General features: G+C 65.9%; 16 protein-coding genes. 9 read left to right on the plus strand and 7 right to left on the minus strand.

Annotated features, from left to right (window positions below; translation table 11 throughout):
* Positions 1-81: 81 nt before the first annotated feature.
* Positions 82-2,835, minus strand: a complete 2,754-nt coding sequence (ppc, locus tag AC07VI_RS08480) for a phosphoenolpyruvate carboxylase (RefSeq protein ID WP_216356334.1) — start codon at positions 2,833-2,835, stop codon at positions 82-84.
* A gap of 360 nt (positions 2,836-3,195) precedes the next feature.
* Here ppc and AC07VI_RS08485 point away from each other — a divergent pair, with 360 nt between their 5' ends.
* Positions 3,196-3,651 carry an RrF2 family transcriptional regulator gene (locus AC07VI_RS08485; RefSeq protein WP_086145399.1) on the plus strand — a complete coding sequence of 152 codons (456 nt, stop codon included), beginning with the start codon at positions 3,196-3,198 and terminating at the stop codon, positions 3,649-3,651.
* A 77-nt stretch (positions 3,652-3,728) separates the two neighbouring features.
* Here AC07VI_RS08485 and AC07VI_RS08490 read toward each other — a convergent pair whose 3' ends face one another.
* From AC07VI_RS08490 to AC07VI_RS08505, 4 genes are all read right to left on the minus strand, one after another.
* On the minus strand, positions 3,729-5,414 hold the full coding sequence (locus AC07VI_RS08490) for a cation acetate symporter (RefSeq protein ID WP_086145400.1): 1,686 nt from the start codon (positions 5,412-5,414) through the stop codon (positions 3,729-3,731).
* Entirely contained in the window at positions 5,411-5,719 is a 309-nt protein-coding gene (locus tag AC07VI_RS08495) for a DUF485 domain-containing protein (protein WP_086145401.1), read from the minus strand. Before AC07VI_RS08495 ends, AC07VI_RS08490 begins: the two co-directional genes overlap by 4 nt.
* Positions 5,720-5,850: 131 nt before the next feature.
* Complete coding sequence (gene hmpA, locus AC07VI_RS08500; RefSeq protein WP_492994403.1) at positions 5,851-7,038, minus strand: NO-inducible flavohemoprotein; 1,188 nt, start codon at positions 7,036-7,038, stop codon at positions 5,851-5,853.
* A 54-nt stretch (positions 7,039-7,092) separates the two neighbouring features.
* Complete coding sequence (locus AC07VI_RS08505; protein ID WP_492994404.1) at positions 7,093-7,503, minus strand: hemerythrin domain-containing protein; 411 nt, start codon at positions 7,501-7,503, stop codon at positions 7,093-7,095.
* A 245-nt stretch (positions 7,504-7,748) separates the two neighbouring features.
* Here AC07VI_RS08505 and AC07VI_RS08510 point away from each other — a divergent pair, with 245 nt between their 5' ends.
* The 7 genes from AC07VI_RS08510 (at position 7,749) to AC07VI_RS08540 (ending at position 15,095) form a co-directional block, all read left to right on the plus strand.
* Positions 7,749-8,639: an STAS domain-containing protein gene (locus tag AC07VI_RS08510; protein ID WP_492994405.1), complete on the plus strand. Its 891-nt coding sequence runs from the start codon at positions 7,749-7,751 to the stop codon at positions 8,637-8,639.
* A gap of 7 nt (positions 8,640-8,646) precedes the next feature.
* Positions 8,647-9,009, plus strand: coding sequence for an STAS domain-containing protein (locus AC07VI_RS08515; protein ID WP_086145404.1), 363 nt, complete (start codon positions 8,647-8,649; stop codon positions 9,007-9,009).
* A gap of 47 nt (positions 9,010-9,056) precedes the next feature.
* Positions 9,057-9,446, plus strand: a complete 390-nt coding sequence (locus AC07VI_RS08520; protein ID WP_492996331.1) for an anti-sigma regulatory factor — start codon at positions 9,057-9,059, stop codon at positions 9,444-9,446.
* Entirely contained in the window at positions 9,443-10,528 is a 1,086-nt protein-coding gene (locus AC07VI_RS08525; protein ID WP_226935695.1) for an ATP-binding SpoIIE family protein phosphatase, read from the plus strand. Before AC07VI_RS08520 ends, AC07VI_RS08525 begins: the two co-directional genes overlap by 4 nt.
* The gene (locus tag AC07VI_RS08530) at positions 10,525-12,354 is read left to right on the plus strand and encodes an ATP-binding protein (protein ID WP_099419749.1); all 1,830 of its coding nucleotides are present in this window, start codon (positions 10,525-10,527) and stop codon (positions 12,352-12,354) included. Before AC07VI_RS08525 ends, AC07VI_RS08530 begins: the two co-directional genes overlap by 4 nt.
* Positions 12,341-13,855 carry an ATP-binding response regulator gene (locus AC07VI_RS08535; protein ID WP_086145448.1) on the plus strand — a complete coding sequence of 505 codons (1,515 nt, stop codon included), beginning with the start codon at positions 12,341-12,343 and terminating at the stop codon, positions 13,853-13,855. Before AC07VI_RS08530 ends, AC07VI_RS08535 begins: the two co-directional genes overlap by 14 nt.
* 118 nt (positions 13,856-13,973) lie before the next feature.
* Positions 13,974-15,095, plus strand: a complete 1,122-nt coding sequence (locus AC07VI_RS08540; protein ID WP_492994406.1) for a metallophosphoesterase — start codon at positions 13,974-13,976, stop codon at positions 15,093-15,095.
* A gap of 3 nt (positions 15,096-15,098) precedes the next feature.
* Here the strand turns inward: AC07VI_RS08540 and AC07VI_RS08545 are convergent, their stop codons facing one another.
* Together AC07VI_RS08545 and AC07VI_RS08550 are read right to left on the minus strand one after the other, a co-directional pair.
* Positions 15,099-15,851 (minus strand): DUF4303 domain-containing protein, encoded by a 753-nt coding sequence (locus tag AC07VI_RS08545; RefSeq protein WP_099419747.1) that lies wholly within the window; start codon positions 15,849-15,851, stop codon positions 15,099-15,101.
* A gap of 16 nt (positions 15,852-15,867) precedes the next feature.
* Positions 15,868-16,791, minus strand: coding sequence for a LysR family transcriptional regulator (locus AC07VI_RS08550; protein WP_492994407.1), 924 nt, complete (start codon positions 16,789-16,791; stop codon positions 15,868-15,870).
* Between the two features lie 124 nt (positions 16,792-16,915).
* Between AC07VI_RS08550 and AC07VI_RS08555 the strand changes: the two genes are divergently transcribed.
* Complete coding sequence (locus AC07VI_RS08555; protein WP_492994408.1) at positions 16,916-17,680, plus strand: SDR family oxidoreductase; 765 nt, start codon at positions 16,916-16,918, stop codon at positions 17,678-17,680.
* Positions 17,681-17,714 lie beyond the last annotated feature (34 nt).

The following is a 17,714-nucleotide window of genomic DNA, read 5'->3' on the forward strand; positions in this document are numbered from 1 at the left end:
CTGAGGGGGAATACGCCCCAGTGGGGCGCATTCCGATCACGCAGTGAACGACCCCAGCCCTCGCTGTTGGGCTTGATTTCATTAACCGCTATTGCGCAAGCCAGCCGCAATCCCATTGATCGACAAATGAATGCCCGTGCGGGCCGCCGCATCCTGCTTACCTTCACGGAAACGTTTCAGCAGTTCCACCTGCACGTGATTGAGCGGGTCGATATACGGGAAACGGTTGCGTATGGAGCGCTGCATCAGCGGGTTGGCCTGCTGCAACTCTTCCTGGCCCGTGATCAGCTTCAGGGCGTCCAGCGTGGCCGCGTATTCGGCGCGGATGCGGGTGAAGATGGCGTCGCGCAAGGTTTTATCCTTGACGAGTTCCGCATACTTGCCGGCGATGGCGATGTCGCTCTTGGCCAGCACCATATCCATGTTCGACAGCAATGACGTGAAGAAGGGCCAGTCCGTGTACATGCCGCGCAGCACGTCCGCGCCATCGGCCGGATGGGCGGCCAGGTAGGCTTGCACGGCGGAACCGAAACCGAACCAGCCCGGCAGCATCAAGCGGCATTGGGCCCAGCTCAGGACCCAGGGAATGGCGCGCAAATCCTCGATCGAGGTCGATTTCTTGCGCGAGGCGGGACGGCTGCCGATGTTCAGCGCGGCAATTTCCGCGATCACCGTCGATTCCCAGAAATACTGTTCAAAGCCCTCGGTGCCGTAGACGAGGTCGCGGTAGGCGTTCAAAGCCGTGCCGGACAGCTCTTCCATGGCGGCCAAATGGCCCGCGCCGGCCGACGCCTTCGGCTGCAGCTGCGCCTGCGGCAGCAGGGTCGACTGGATGGTGGCGGCCACCAGCACTTCCAGGTTGCGGCGCCCTACTTCCGGGTTCGCATACTTGGCCGTGATGACTTCGCCCTGCTCCGTCAGCCGGATCTGGCCCTGCACGGCGCCGGCCGGCTGGGCCAGGATGGCTTCGTAGCTCGGTCCGCCGCCGCGGCCGACGGAGCCGCCGCGGCCGTGGAACAAACGCAGCTTGATCTGGTATTGCTTGAACACCGTCACCAGCTCGATCTCGGCCTTGTAGAGTTCCCAGCCGGAGGTCAAGAAGCCGCCGTCCTTGTTGCTGTCGGAATAGCCGAGCATGACTTCCTGCTGGTCCGCGCGCGAGGCCAGCAAGCCCCGGTAGAACGGCAAGCCGAAGGCGCGCGCCATGATGGCGGGGCCGGCGCGCAAGTCGTCTATCGTTTCGAACAGGGGAATGATGTTGACGTCCGCTGCGCGGCTGTCCTGGCGCAGCAAGCCCACTTCCTTGAGCAGCAAGGCCACTTCCAGCAAGTCCGAGACGCTGGCCGCCTTCGAGATGATGCAGTTCGGCACCGATTCGCGGCCGTATTTGACATGGGCGTCGCGCACGGCGCGGAAGATGTCGAGCTCGGACGTTGTTTCTTCCGAGTACTGCGCATACGGCGACGCCAGCAGGCGCGGCGACTCCAGCTCGGCCAGCAGCAAGGCGATGCGCTGCTCTTCATCGAGGTCCAGGTAGACGAGGCCCGGCTGGGCGCCGGCGAACAGTTCGCCCACGACGCGCTCGTGCACGTCGGAATTCTGGCGCAAGTCCAGCGGCGCCAGCGAAAAGCCGAACACCTTGACGGCGCGGCGCAGCTGGCGCAGGCGGCCCCGCGCCAGCGAACGCAAGCCATTGCTGACGAGCGAATGCTGGACCACGTCCAGGTCGGCCAGCAGTTCGGCGGCCGTCGCGTAGGGCTGCACGCCGTCGGCCTGCTTGCCCTTGCCAGACAACACCACGCGCGTGACGTCCAGGCGCGCATGGATGCCGTGCAGGGCGCGGCGGTACGGCTCGTCGACCCGGTGCGGCGAGGCGTCGGCCGAGCGCTCGGCCAGCGCGCGCAGCGGCTCGCTGCAGGCGTTCAGGATTTGCGCCAGCGACAGTTGCGAAGCGAGCTTGCGCAATTCGCCGAGGTAAAAGTCGAGCACCTTGTCGGCCTGCGTCTGCAGGGTGCTGCGCAGGATGTCGGCCGTGACGAAGGGGTTGCCGTCGCGGTCGCCGCCTATCCAGCTGCCCACTTTCATGAAATTGGGCAATTCCGCATCTTCCCAGCGGGCGTCGCGCTGGGCCAGCATGGTTTCCAGTGAGGAATATAGTTTTGGCAATTCGCGCAGGATCGTGTGGTCGTAGAATGACAGGCCATTGGCCACCTCATCCATGACGGACAGTTTGCTCGTGCGCAACAGGCGCGTTTGCCACAGGGTGACGATGCCGCGGCCCAGCGCTTCTTCGTTCTGCTCGGCTTCCTCGGGCGTCATTTGCACGCGGTCGCGCTCGCTCAACAGGCGGGCGATGGCCATCTGGCAATTCTGGATGCTCTTGCGCTGCACTTCCGTCGGATGGGCCGTGAAGACGGGGCTGACGAAAGCATCTTCGAAGAAGGTTTCCAGGGCATCGGCCTTGTCCGCGTCGAACACATTGCCGACGGCATGGCTGAGACTGCCCTGGCGCGGCGGCGAACCGGCGATCAAATGGGCGCGCGTGCGGCGGATGTGGTGCTGATCTTCCGCAATATTGGCCAGCAGCGAGAAATAGCTGAAGGCGCGCGTCAATTGCGTGGTTTCTTCCTGCGACAGCGCTTGCAGCGCATCCGACAGCTGCGCGCGGGCATCCTGATCATTGTCGCGGCGGAAACGGATGGCCAGCTGGCGCACGTGCTCGATGCGCTCGAAGGCGGGGTCGCCCAGGTGGTTGCGGATGGCGTCGCCCAGCAGACGGCCCAGCTGGCGGATATCGCTGCTCAGCAGCTCGTCTTTCACTTCATTCATTTGCATGGTATTCATTTCCTGGGGCGGCCACGCCGGCACCGCACAGATTGCGTAGTACGCGCTTCCCGGCCCGGGAAACGCCCATCATCCGATTTGTAGTAAATTTACCTTATTGTTTCACCATCCTCTTGATTTCAATCAATCAAATTCATGCTCCAAGGGCTTTACAGGGCAGACAAGCTGTTTATCAGGGCAACAATATGAAAATTTACTACGCATTTGAACGAAAGGCAATCAACTTTTGTCTTTCCATGCAGGAAAGTGACGGCCCCGTGCACAGGCAAGCGGCGGTGCTGGCCCGCTTTTGCTGTATGCTGGCGTCTTGAAACAGGCATGTAATCCACATGTTCACTAACCATACGCCCCATGCGCCTGACCGCCTATACCGATTACACCCTGCGCACGCTGATGTACCTGGGCGTGCACCGCGACCGCCTCGTCACCATCCAGGACATCGCCGACCTGCATGCGATCTCGAAAAATCACCTGATGAAGGTGGTGCACCAGCTAGGCCTGTCAGGCATCGTGGAAACCGTGCGCGGGAGAAATGGCGGCCTGCGCCTGGCGCGCGACCCGGCAGAGATCAATATCGGCACGGTCGTGCGCGAGACGGAAAGTGATTTCTTCATGGCCGAATGTTTCAACAAAGACAATAATACCTGCCCGCTGACGCCCGATTGCCTGCTGAAGGCCAAGCTGGGCCAGGCCACGGCGGCCTTCCTGGCCGTGCTCGACACGGTAACGCTGGCCTCGATACTCGAAGCGGCGCCGGGCGTGCCGGCGCTGGCGGCGGGCGTGATTCCCTTGCGCGTGGCCAAGTAAGGGTCAGGTAAGCGCGTGCCAAAAACAACAATGCCCGGCGAACCGGGCATTGTTTCCTGCAGTAATGACCTACAACATCAATGTGCGCTGGCGCCTGCCGCGCCGATGCCCGTCTCCGAACGCATTTGCTGCGCTTCGTAGCCGGCGCGGTCGATGCGCGCGCGCGGGCTCCTGTCGAGCACCGAGAACAGCCAGATGCCGACGAAGCCCGCCGTCATCGAGAACAGCGCCGGCGAGGCGTACGGGAACAGCGCTTCGCCATGACCGAGCACGTCAACCCACACGGACTTCGACACCACCGTCAGCGCAACGGCCGTGATCAAACCGAGGAAGCCGCCGATGGTGGCGCCCCGCGTGGTGCAGTCTTTCCACAGCACCGACATGAACAGCACGGGGAAGTTGGCCGAGGCGGCAATGGCGAAGGCCAGCGACACCATGAAGGCGATGTTCTGCTTTTCAAAAGCGATGCCCAGCACCACGGCGATGATGCCCAGCACGATCGTCGTCACGCGCGACACTTTCAGTTCGCTGGCGCCCGTGGCCTTGCCCTTCTTGATGACGGTGGCGTACAGGTCGTGCGACACGGCCGACGCGCCCGACAGGGTCAGACCGGCCACGACGGCCAGGATGGTGGCAAACGCGACCGCAGACATGAAGCCGAGGAAGACGTTGCCGCCCACGGCCTTGGCCAGGTGCACGGCCGCCATGTTGTTACCGCCCAGCAATTTACCGGCTGCATCCTTGAACTCGGGATTGGTGCTCACCAGCACGATGGCGCCAAAGCCGATGATAAAGGTCAGAATGTAGAAATAGGCGATCCAGGTGGTGGCCCAGAACACGGACTTGCGCGCTTCCTTGGCGCTTGGCACCGTGAAGAAACGCATGAGGATGTGCGGCAAGCCGGCCGTGCCGAACATCAGCGCCATGCCGAACGAGATGGCCGAGATCGGGTCCTTGATGAAGGAACCGGGGCCCATGATGGCTTCCTTGGTGGCGTGTACGTCCACGGATTTGGCGAACAGCGCTTCCGGGCTGAAGTTGAACTGCGCCAGCACGGCCACGGCCATGAAGGTGGCGCCGCCCAGCAGCATCACGGCCTTGATGATCTGCACCCAGGTGGTGGCCGTCATGCCGCCGAACAGCACGTAGATCATCATCAGGGTACCGACCAGCACGACGGCGATCCAGTATTCGAGGCCGAACAGCAGCTTGATCAGCTGGCCCGCGCCCACCATCTGCGCGATCAGGTAGAAGGCCACGACGACGAGGGTGCCGGAGGCCGAAAAAATGCGGATCGGCGCCTGCTTGAAGCGGTAGGCGGCCACGTCGGCAAAAGTGTAGCGGCCCAGGTTGCGCAGGCGCTCGGCCATCAAAAAGGTGATGACGGGCCAGCCGACGAGAAAGCCGATGGCGTAGATCAGGCCGTCATAGCCGTTCAAGAAGACGGCGGCGGAAATGCCGAGAAACGATGCGGCCGACATATAGTCGCCGGCGATGGCCAGGCCGTTCTGGAAGCCCGTGATGCCGCCGCCGGCCGTATAGAAATCGGACGCCGACTTGGTCTTCTTGGCCGCCCACTTGGTGACGAACAGGGTAAAGATGACGAAGACGGCGAACATGATGATGGCCGTCCAGTTGGTGGGCTGCTTGACTGCCTGGCCCAGGTCGGCGCCGGCCGCCAGCGCGCTGTTGCTGGCGGCCGCCAGCAAGGCCAGGGCTGCCAGGCAGGGAAGCTTGCGTTGCGTCAAAGGGGCGCCGTTCATGCCTGCACCCGCGCTTGAATGGCTTGCGTCAGGTCGTCGAACTGCTTGTTGGCGCGGCGCACGTAGATGCCGGTGATCACCACGGTAAACACGATGACGAACAGGCCGATCGGCATGCCCCAGGTCATCACGCCCGCGCCGGTTTTGGCGGCAAGAAATTCCTTGTCGAACGCGATCAGCAGGATATAGCCGTAGTACACCAGCATCATCAGGCCCGTCAGGGCCCAGCCGAAGCGCGAGCGCACCCTGACCAGTCGATGATAATTGGGGTCGCTCTTGAGTTTTTGTACCAGATCGTCATGCATGGTGTTGCCTCCGTTATGTAAAAACCTGCTCTTTTCTTTTCGAGCTTGCTTTCACAATACGGGGCCAGCCTTACCCGCCCCTTACGGCGCGTTTTTTTTCTCGCCAGGGCAACACATGGCTTTCAGCAACATCAGTTCAGCGCGGAGGCGGGGCCGAAGAATTCATAATGGGTCTGCGCTTCCGGCACGCCCAGTTCGCGCAGATAGCCTTTCATGGCGCGCATGAACGGCTGCGGTCCGAGGAAATACGCATCGACATCGCGCGATTCGGGCAGCCAGCTGCCCAGGCTGTCCTTGTCGAGCAGGCCGACGGCGTCCGGCGCGGCGGCGTCCGGCGCGCCGGCGTGTTCCGCGTAGCAGTAGTAACGCTTGAGCTGCGGATGCTGCGCCGCCAGCGCGTCAATGTGCGCGCGGAACGCATGCACGCCATGGTGGCGCGCCGCGTGGATGAAATGCACGGGGCGCTTGCCGCGCAGGGCCGCCGTCAGCATGGCCAGGGTCGGCGTGATGCCCACGCCGCCGCTGATCAGCACCAGCGGCTTGTCGCCGTCCTGCAGCACGAAGTCGCCCGACGGCGGCGTCAGCTGTACGGTGTCACCCGCCTGCACCTGGTCATGGAAGAAATTGGACACCTTGCCGCCCTGCTCGCGCTTGATGCTGATGCGGTAAGTCTGGCCATTGCTGGCGGCGGACAGCGAATACTGGCGTCGCATGGGCACGCCGTCGACGGTGGCCACCACGCCGATATATTGACCTGGCGCAAAGTCGAGCACGGGCTGGCCATCGGCGGGCGCCAGCAGGAAGGACGTGATCTCGTCGCTTTCCACCGTCTTGCTGCGCACTACAAAGTCGCGCGCGCCGCTCCAGCCGCCCGGCGCGGCCGCTTGCGCCTTGTAGATGCGCCCTTCCTCGCCGGCCAGGATGCCGGCCAGCTGGCCGTAGCCCGCGCCCCAGGCGTCGATGACGGCGTCGCTGGCCACCTCTTCGCCCAGCACTTCGCGGATGGCCCGCAGCAGGCTGGCGCCCACCAGCGGATAGTGTTCGGCGCGGATCTGCAGCGCCACGTGCTTGTTGACGATGGTCGAGACCAGCTCGCCCAGCGCTTCCAGCTGGTCGATATGTTTGGCGTACATCAACACGCCATTGGCCAGCGCCCGCTGCTGGTCGCCGCTGTGCTGGTGCGCCTGATTAAAGTACGGCAACACTTCAGGATGGTCGCGGAACAGGTTCTTGTAGAAATGGCGGGTCAGCGCTTCGCCGCCCCGCTCGAGGATGGGGACGGTGGCCGTGACGATGGCGCGTTGTTCTGGGGTCAGCATGTGGCATTCCTGTCTGAATTTGATGTAAGAAAAAGGTTGGGAAGTGCGGGCAGCCTAGAGCGCTTCCATGGCCGGATACAGTTCGTGATCCTCGCGCCGCATGCGCTGGTACAGCGCGTGCAGCACGGTGTTGGCTTCGCTGCGGAAGGCGTCGGGTTCGGCTTCCAGGCGCACCGGGGTGTTCCAGCGGCCGGCGAAGTCCAGGTAGGCGCCGGCGATGCCGTCCATCTCGCTTTCATACCGGCGTCCCAGGCTGACCACCGTGGCCACGCCGCAGGCCTGCGCTGCCGGGTACAGGTAGCGCTGCTCGACGGCCAGGTGCAGCTTGATCAAGCCGCTCATGGCAACGATCTGTTCGGCGATGGCCGCCGCCTGCGGCGCGACGCCGGCGCGCGCCAGCTGGCGCAAGTCATCGATGGCGGCCAGGATGGCCAGGTGCTGCTGCTTGAATTTGTCGATATTCATGGCGTTCTTCTCTGATGGAGTGGCTGCAGTGTAGCGGAATTCGCTTAAACATGCAAACTACATACATCTTTAATCCGTGAAGTTGCCTACAGGAATGTTGATTGAGCTGGGCCATTATGTGCGTCAGAGAACATAAACAAATGGCCATGCCTGCCTATAATTTCCTATCGACAGACCGGACCTGGCCACCTGCGCATGCGGCGCAAGGCAGCCCGCCCGGCGCCACCACCCCGTCAAGGATGAACATGAAAAACAACAAGAACGACAAGAACGGCATGGGCCAGACGCAACAGCTGGCCGCCATCATCGGCCAGCACCACGAGCAATTGCTGGAAGGCTGGATGGCGGACCTGATTTCCCGCCTGGTGCGGCGCGACAAGATCGCGGAAAACGAGCTGCGCCAGCAGGCCGCGCAATTCCTGCCCCTGCTGGCGCGCGCGCTGGAAAGCGGCGACGCCTTCGATATCGAAGGAAACGCCTGGGACGATACGCGCCAGCTGCTCAGCGAAATGTCGCAGTCGCGCGTGCGCCAGGGCTATTCGCCGATCGACACGGCCAGCTTCGTCTTTGCGCTCAAGGAGCCGCTGTTCGCCTATCTGCGCAAGGAAATCACGGCGCAGCCCGAGCAGCTGGGCGACGCCATCGTCGCCACCAGCAAGCTGTTCGACGAACTGGGACTGCTCACCATCGCCATCTACCAGAAGGCGCGCGAGCAGGTGATCCTGCGCCAGCAGCAGGAGTTGCTGGAACTGTCCACGCCCGTGGTGCAGCTGTGGCAAAACGTGCTGGCCCTGCCCCTGATCGGCACCCTCGACAGCGCCCGCACGCAGGTGGTGATGGAAAGCCTGCTGCAAAAGATCGTCGATACGGGCGCCCTGATCGCCATCATCGACATCACGGGCGTGCCCACCGTCGACACGCTGGTGGCGCAGCACCTGCTGAAAACCATCGCCGCGGCGCGCCTGATGGGCGCCGACTGCATCATCAGCGGCATCCGCCCGCAGATCGCGCAAACCATCGTGCACCTGGGCGTGAACCTGGAGGACGTGATCACCAAGGCCACGCTGGCCGACGCCTTCGTCGTGGCCCTGAAACGCACGGGTTCCACCATCACCTACCAGCAGCAGCAACACTGAGGCGCCTATGGAAAGAATCCCCATTTTACGCATGGGCCGGCTGTTGCTGGTGACGATACAGGTGGACATGCATGACCGCCTGGCGATGACCCTGCAGGACGACTTGACCACGCGCATCGTCAAGGACCGCGCCACGGGCGTGCTGATCGACATTTCCGCGCTCGACATCGTCGACTCCTTTATCGGCCGCATGATCAGCAACACGGCGGCCATGGCGAAAATCCTCGACGCGCACACGGTGGTGGTCGGCATGCAGCCCGCCGTCGCCATCACCCTGGTGGAGCTGGGGCTGACCCTGGACGGCGTGAGCACGGCGCTGAATGTGGAACAGGGCATCAAGCTGCTGGAACGGGGCAGCCTGTGGGATTAAGTCCCGCCTGGCAGCCGTCCAGCGCCACGGCACGGGAAGGGGCGCAGGTGCTGCCCCTGCTCAGCGATGAAGACGTCGTGCGCCTGCGCCGGCAGGTGCGCGACAGCATGGTCGCCATGGGTTTTGGCCTGATCGAACAGACAAAGATCATCACGGCGGCCAGCGAACTGGCGCGCAACACCCTGCGCTACGGCGGCGGCGGCGAGGCGCGCATCGTGCGCGTGCATGAAGGCGTGCGCCAGGGGCTGGAGCTGAGTTTTGTCGATGCGGGCCCCGGCATCGACGATATTTCCCTGGCCCTGTCCGATGGCTACACCAGCGGCGGCGGGCTGGGACTGGGGCTGGGCGGCGCCAAGCGCCTGGCCGACGCCTTTCACATCGACACGGCACCCGGCTCGGGCACCACCGTCACCATCGCGAAATGGAAGCTGTTTTGAACCACCTGGAACCACCGCCTGACATCCTCAGGCAAAGAAGCTTCCCCATCGGCGAACCGAGCGAAATCGCCGCGGCGCGCCGTGCCGGCAACGAGCTGGCGCGCCGCATCGGCTTCGACGACGTGCGCGCGGGCCAGCTGGCCATCCTCATCAGCGAGGCGGCCACCAACATCGTCAAGCATGCGCGGCGCGGCGAAATCCTGCTGCGCAAGGTGCTGCGCGGCGGCACCAGCGGCGTCGAGGTGCTGGCCATCGACAGCGGCCCCGGCATCGGCAACGTGCGCCAGCACATGCAGGACGGCCATTCCACCACAGGCACGTATGGCGTGGGCCTGGGCGCGATGCGGCGCCTGAGCCAGGAATTCGACCTGTACACGGCGCCCGGCAAGGGCACCTTGCTGATGATGGTGGTGTGGGGACCGCACGCCAGCAGCGCCATTCCCCCCAGCCCGAACTGGCAGATCGGCGCCGTCTGCCTGCCGCTGGCGTCGGAACAGGTCTGCGGCGACGCCTGGAACGTCGTCTGCGAAGGCCATGAACTGAGCCTGATGGTGGCCGACGGCCTGGGCCACGGCCCGCTGGCGGCCAGGGCGTCGGAAACGGCCAGCGCCCTGCTCGAAAACAGCACGCCCGGCCTGCCGCCCCTGCCCGCGCCCTTCATCGAGCTGGCGCACGGCGCCCTGCGGGCCACGCGCGGCGCGGCCTTGGCCGTGGCGCACATCGACAGCGCGCGCCGCGAACTGCGCTACTGCGGCGTGGGCAACATCGCCGCCTGCGCCTTCGACGCCCACCAGCGCCGGCACCTGCTGTCGCATAACGGCATCGTCGGCAGCAATCTGCGCAAGCTGCAGGAATTCCGCCACCCGTGGCAGCCGGGCACGACCCTGATCATGCATTCGGACGGCCTGCACACGCGCTGGGACCTGGAACAGTATCCGGGCCTGGCGCAATGCCACCCCAGCCTGGTCGCCGCCGCGCTGTACCGCGATTTCGCTCGCGGGCGCGACGACGTCACGGTGGTGGTGCTGCGCGAGCACGAGGAGCACCGGCATGCCGGTGCGGAAAGGAACGACACGCCATGACACAACGCATATTGACCGCCAATATCGCCAGCGAACTCGATGTCGTCGGCGCCCGCCAGCGCGCGCGGCAGATCGCCGGCCTGTGCGGCTTCGGCGTGCAGGACCAGGTACGCATCGCCACGGCCGTATCGGAACTGGCGCGCAACGTCTACAACTACGCGGGCAGCGGCAAGATCCACTTCGCCATCGACGGGCAGACGGCGCCGCAGGTGTTCACCATCCGCATCGAGGACCAGGGACCGGGCATCGCCGCGCCGCAGTTGCAGCACATCCTGGCCGGCAGCTACCGCTCGCCCACGGGCATGGGCCTGGGCATCCTCGGCGCACAGCGCCTGATGGACCGCTTCCACATCGACAGCGCGCCGGGCGCAGGCACGCAGATCACCTTGCAAAAGCTGTTCCCCCGCGACGCGCCCCTGCTCGACGGCCAGAGCATCGGCGCGCTGGGCGGCAGCCTGCAGGCGCTGCCGCCGGACATCACGCTGGCCGAAGTGCAGCAGCAGAACCGCGAGCTGCTGGCCACCCTGGCCGAACTGAAGACGCGCCAGGACGATTTGCTGCAGCTGACGCGCGAACTGGAAGACACCAACCGGGGCGTGGTGGCGCTGTACGCGGAACTGGACGAAAAGGCCGACCACCTGCGCCGCGCCGACCAGATGAAATCGCGCTTCCTGTCGAACATGAGCCATGAATTCCGCACGCCGCTCAGCTCCATCCGCGCCCTGTCCAAGCTGCTGCTCGACCGGGTGGACGGCGAACTGTCCGAGGAACAGGAAAAGCAGGTGCTGTTCATCCTGCAGGGCGCCGTCAGCCTGAGCGACCTGGTCAACGACTTGCTGGACCTGGCCAAGATCGAGGCGGGCAAGGTCGACGTGCACGCCAACAGCTTCCAGGTGGCCGACCTGTTCAGCGCCCTGCGGGGCATGCTGCGCCCGCTGCTGGTATCCGAGTCGCTCGCCCTCACCTTCATCGCCCCCGATCCGGCCCTGCAGATCCATACGGACGAAGGCAAGCTGTCGCAAATCCTGCGCAACTTCATCTCCAACGCCCTCAAGTTCACCGAGGCCGGCGCCATCATCGTCAGCGCCACGCCCCTGCCGGAACAGGATGCGATCCGCTTTTCCGTCTCCGACACGGGGCTGGGCATCGGCGCCGAGGACGTGCAGCTGATCTTCGAGGAATTCAGCCAGGTGGAAAACCACATGCAGCGCAAGGTCAAGGGCACGGGCCTGGGCCTGCCCCTGTGCCGCAACCTGGCGGCCCTGCTCAACGGCACGGTGGCCGTGGAAAGCACGCCGGGCAAGGGATCGCTGTTTTCCGTGGTCCTGCCGACGCACTACCACGCGCCCGAGGGCAGCCTGCCGCCCAGCGCGCCGGCCAACGACAACGGCAACGACCAGCGCATTCCCGTGCTGGTGGTGGAAGACAACCCGCCCGTGCGCCTGCTGTATGAAAAATTCCTGGCCGCCAGCGAGTTTCGCGTGGTGGCCGCGCGCAGCGTGCGCGAGGCGCAGGAGCGCTGGGAGCAGCAACGGCCGGCCGCCGTCATCCTCGACATCCTGCTGCACGGCGAAAATGCATGGCACTGGCTGGCCGAACTGAAAAACGACCCGCAGCGGCGCCAGGTGCCCGTCATCATCGCCACCGAAATCGACGACAAGCGCAAGGGCCTGGCGCTGGGCGCGGACGCGTATTACGTCAAGCCCCTGCTGCGCCAGCAGCTGCTGTCGACCCTGCGCGCCCTGCTGGGCCACACAAACAACCGGCAAGCGCCGGACACGCCGCAAGGCACAACCAACTGGGATAATGCGCATGCTACCGGATAACAACAGCGATGCTCTGATCCTCAACGTCGATGACAGCGACGGCGCACGCTACGCCAAGTCGCGCATCCTCACGCGCGCCGGCTTCAAGGTGATCGAAGCGTCGAACGGCGGCGACGCGCTGCTGCGCGCCCGCCAGGAGCGCCCGAACCTGATCCTGCTCGACGTCAAGCTGCCCGACATCAACGGCCTGGAGGTATGCCGCCAATTGAAGGGCGGAGCCGACACGAACACCATCCTGGTGCTGCAGACGTCGGCCTCGTGCATCGGCACGGCCGACAAGATCCGCGCCCTCGACGGCGGCGCCGACAACTACCTGGTCGAGCCGATCGAGGCCGATGAACTGATCGCCAACGTCAAGGCGCTGCTGCGCCTGGGCAAGGTGGAGCGCGCGCTGCGCGACGTCGACCGCCGCAAGGATGAATTCCTGGCCACCCTGGCGCACGAATTGCGCAATCCGCTGGGCCCCATCCGCACGGCGCTGGCCCTGCTGTGCAAGCTCGACCCCGTCGTGCCGGCCATGCAGGACAATGCGCGCCGCACCATCGCCCGCCACACGGACCACCTGGTGCGCCTGGTGGACGACCTGCTCGACGTGTCGCGCATTTCGCAGGGCAAGATTTCGCTGCAGTGGGAAAGCGTCAGCCTGGCCAGCGTCATCCGCAGCGCCGTCGAAACCAGTTCGCACAGCATCGCGGCGCGCGGCCATGCGCTCGACGTGAATCTGCCCGTGGAAGAATTGTGGGTCAGCGGCGACGCCGTGCGCCTGTCGCAGATCGTCGCCAACCTGCTGCTCAACGCGGCCAAGTTCACGGCGCCGGGCGGACGCATCGTCGTTAGCGCCGAACGCGACGGCGACGGCGTGCGCATCCGCCTCAGCGACAACGGCATCGGCATCGACGCCGCCAGCATCGACAGCATCTTCGGCCTGTTCGCGCAGAGCGGGCACTCTCCCGACCGGGTGCAGGACGGCCTGGGCATCGGCCTGTCGCTGGTGCGCAACCTGGTGCAGCTGCACGGCGGCCAGGTCAGCGTGCGCAGCCCCGGCGTGGGCCTGGGCAGCACCTTTGAAGTCCATCTGCCGCTCGACGCCAACGTGCCGCTGCCCGTGCCCGCCGCCGCGCCGCAGGACGCCGGCAGCAGCCAGCGCATCCTCGTCGTCGACGACAACTGCGACGCGGCCGACACCCTGGCCGAGCTGCTGGAAATCTACGGCCACACAGTGTGCACGGCCTACACGGGCGGCCAGGCCACGCAGCGCACGCTGGAATTCCGGCCCGACATCGTCTTCCTCGACATCGGCCTGCCCGACATGAATGGCTACGAAGTGGCCGTCAAGCTGCGCCAGCTGCCGATCCCGCAGCACTTCCGGCTGGTGGCGCTGACCGGCTATGGCCAGGAACACGACCGCCAGGCCGCCATGCAGGCCGGTTTCGATGAACATTTCGCCAAGCCCGTCGATTTCGGCAAGCTGGCCAGCCTGGGGCTGCATATCGGGGCGTGACGCCGGCGGCCGCCGCCGGCATATCGGCGGTCGGCTATAATCGGCGCAGGCGCGGCGGCGACGTCCGGCGCCGCCGCGCCTGCCCGCATGCCTGCATGCCTCCCCCTGGAACCACGACATGAAAACCCGCACGCCGCTGCTGCGCATCACCATGATACTGGGCGCCCTGCACGCCCTGCTGGGCTGGCTGCTGCTGCCTGCGCTGCCCGTCGGCCCGGCCGGCTGGCTGGCCGGCGGCGCCGTCCTGCTGGCCTCGACCATGCTCATGCCGATGACCATCTTCGCCCGCGCCGTCACCCATGACGCGCGCCTGGCCGACCGCCTGAGCTGGGCCGGCTCGCTGTGCATGGGCTTTTTTTCCTCGCTGTTCGTGCTCACCGCGCTGCGCGAACTGCTGCTGCTGATTCCCGCCACGCGCCCGCACGCCCAGGCCTCCGCCGTGGCGGCGCTGGCCGTGGCCCTGCTGGCCACCATCCTTGGCTTCATCAACGCCCGGCGGGTGGCGCGCGTGCGCGAAGTCGACGTGCCGATCGCCGGCCTGCCGGCCGCCCTGCACGGTTACAGCATCGTGCAGCTGAGCGACATCCACGTGGGCGCCACCATCAAGCGCGCCTACGTGGAGGCCATCGTGGCGCGCGCCAACGGCCTGCAGGCGGACCTCATCGCCATCACGGGCGACGTGGTCGACGGCACGGTGGCCCAATTGGGCGCGCATACGGCGCCGCTCGGCGATCTCCGGGCGCGCCACGGCGTGTTTCTCGTCACGGGCAACCACGAATACTATTCGGGCGCCGCGCCGTGGGTGGCGGAATTTCGCCGCCTGGGCTTGCGCGTGCTGATGAACGAACATGCGGTGCTCGAACACGACGGCGCGCGCCTGGCGATCGCCGGCGTCACCGATTTCAATGCCGGCGCCTTTGATACGGATCAGCGCAGCGACCCGCAGGCCGCCATCGCCGGCGCGCCAGCCGATATCCTCCGCATCCTGCTGGCGCACCAGCCGCGCAGCGCGCCCGAGGCGGAAGCGGCCGGCTACGACCTGCAATTGTCAGGCCACACGCACGGCGGCCAGTTCTGGCCCTGGAACCTGTTCGTGCCGCTGCAGCAGCCCTACGTGGCGGGCCTGCACCGGCAAGGCCGCCTGTGGATTTACGTCAGCCGCGGCACCGGTTACTGGGGCCCGCCCAAGCGCATCGGGGCGCCGGCGGAGATTACGCGACTCAGGCTGGTGGCGGCATAGGCATCAATCAGCCCAGCTGGCCATCCACGCCTCGAAACGCGCCACCACGGCCGGCGGATTCAGACGCGCCATCGCGCCTTCCAGCGGCCCGCTGTCGCTGACCTCGAACAGCAGCACGCAATCGTCGCGCTCGTCGCCCGTGCCGAATACCCCTTCGGCGCCGAGCTGCGCCAGCGCCGCGATGCAGGCGTCGAACACGCCGGCGCGGAAGGTGGCGAATGCGACGTCGAACGGCAGCTCGCGGTGCGCCTGCAGCAGCAAGCGGTAGGCGCTGTCGAAACAGGCGCCACCTTCGTCAAACGCCCATTCGGCCGGGTTCCACAGCATCTCTTCGCCGTATTCCGAGGCGGCCAGCGCTTCGCGGCTGTTCGCCATGCAGCCGATGGTCATCGCGCTGTCGTCGCTCACCAGCGCGAAAGCGTCGATGTGCTGTTCCGGATGCGCGCGGCGCACGCAGTCGACAGCCCGGCGCGCGGCGTGCGCCACCAGCGCTTGCAGCTGCGCGAAATCAAACACTGCCGGGTCGATGACGCTGGCGCGCGCCAAGGCGTAGCCATCGGCGAGGGCCGCCTGGCACCGGGCGCCGTACGCGGCCTGCGCCTCGGCCTCGCTGGCGTAGTGCGTGCGCGTCTCCTCGCCCCAGGTCATGGCCGCGCCGGCGGCCGTCCACACGGTCGCGCCGAACACGCGCGCTTCGCGGAAATGCGAGGGTTGATCGCCGTCAAAGGTGTAAAACAGGCTGTAATTACTATGCATGATAATTTTTCATCGTTTAATCGGCCCGCATCTGCGCGGCGAAATCGCGCTGGCGGAACTGCTCCAGCAAAAAATCGACAAACACGCGCGTCTTCGCGGGCAGGAGTTTCTTGCTGGGATAGTACACGGACAGGGGGCCGGAATCGGCATGCCAGCCGGGCAGCAGGCGGATCAACGCGCCGCTGCGCAAGTGGGCCAGCGCGTGCGGCATGGGCAGCAGCGCCACGCCGACGCCCATGACAGCCGCCTGCGCCATCGCGTCCGGGTCGTCGAAGATGGCGCGCGGCCGGCATTCGGCCACGCCTTCGCCGCCCTGCCCGTCGCGCAGTATCCAGCTGCGCAGGCGTCCGCTGCCGGCCGAGCGGCGCGCCACGCCGTCCAATTGCGCCAGATCCAGCGGATGCGCGGGCATGGTCTTGCCCTGCATGAAGGCGGGCGACGCCGTGGCGACAACGTGGGCGTGGCCCAGCTCGCGCGCCACCACGCCCGGCGTCAATTCGATGCCGCCGCCGATGGCGACATCAAACCCCTCGCCGATCAAATCCACCTGCCGGTTGTCGAAATGGCAGTCGGGGATGACGCCCGGGTAGCGCGCGATGAATTCGCCCAGCAGCGGCACCACGTAGCTGCGCCCGAACGACGGCGCCATGCTGATCTTCAGGATGCCGGCCGGCTGGCCGCCCTCTTCCGCCACGCCGGCGATGGCCTCGCGCAGGGTCGTCAGGGCGCCGCCTATCTGCTGCAGGAAGCGCTCGCCCCCTTCCGTCAGGGTCAGGCGGCGCGTGCTGCGCTGGAACAGGCGCAGGCCCAGGCTCGTTTCCAGCCGCGCCACGTTCTTGCTGACGGCGGCCGGCGTCAGCCCCAGGCGGCGCGCGGCCGCCGAAAAGCTGCCCAGTTCGGCGGACAGCACAAACGATTGCAAATGATTGAGGGCGTCCATGCGCCCATTCTACCCGCTCATTTGATACTTATAGTTGAAATTGATTGTAGCGATTCATGGCTACCGCGCAGGCAATGCATGGCCGATACTGGCTGCATCTTCTCCACCACACAGAAAGCCCATCATGCAAACCCAAGCCACCACCTCCTCCCGTCCGCTGCACGACAAGATCGCCTTTGTGACGGGCGGCTCGCGCGGCATCGGCGCGGCCATCGTCCGGCGCCTGGCCAGCCAGGGCGCCACCGTCGTCTTCACCTATCAAAGCTCGGCCGCCGAAGCGCAGGCGCTGGCCGCCACGGTGGAGGCGGCAGGCGGCACGGCGCAGGGCGTGCAGGCCGATGCGGCCGACGCCGCGGCCCTGACGGCCGCCATCGCCAGGGTGGCGGCGCAGTTCGGCCGCCTCGACATCCTGATCAACAACGCGGGCGTGTTCCTGCCCGGCGCCATCGACGATTTTTCGCTGGAAGACTTCGACAAGACGATTGCCGTCAACGTGCGCGCCGTGTTCGTCGCCATCAAGGCGGCCGTGGCGCACATGCCAACGGGCGGGCGCATCATCAACATCGGCAGCACGAATGCGCACCGCATGCCGTTCGGCGGCGCGGCCGCCTACGCCATGAGCAAATCGGCGCTGATCGGCCTGACGCAAGGCCTGTCGCGCGACCTGGGCCCACGCGGCATCACCATCAACAACGTGGAACCTGGCCCCGTCGCCACCGACATGAACCCGCCCACGGGCGACTTCGCGGACCTGATGCACGGCCTGATGGCGCTGCCCCGCCACGGCACGGCCGATGAAATCGCCGGCATGGTGGCCTACCTGGCCAGCGCGGAAGCGGCCTTCGTCACGGGCGCGGGACTGAAGATCGACGGCGGCTTCGCGGCATAAAAAAGGGGCCAGACTCTCCAGTCTGGCCCCCGCT

This window comes from Janthinobacterium sp. GW821-FHT03A03, from assembly GCF_059421435.1.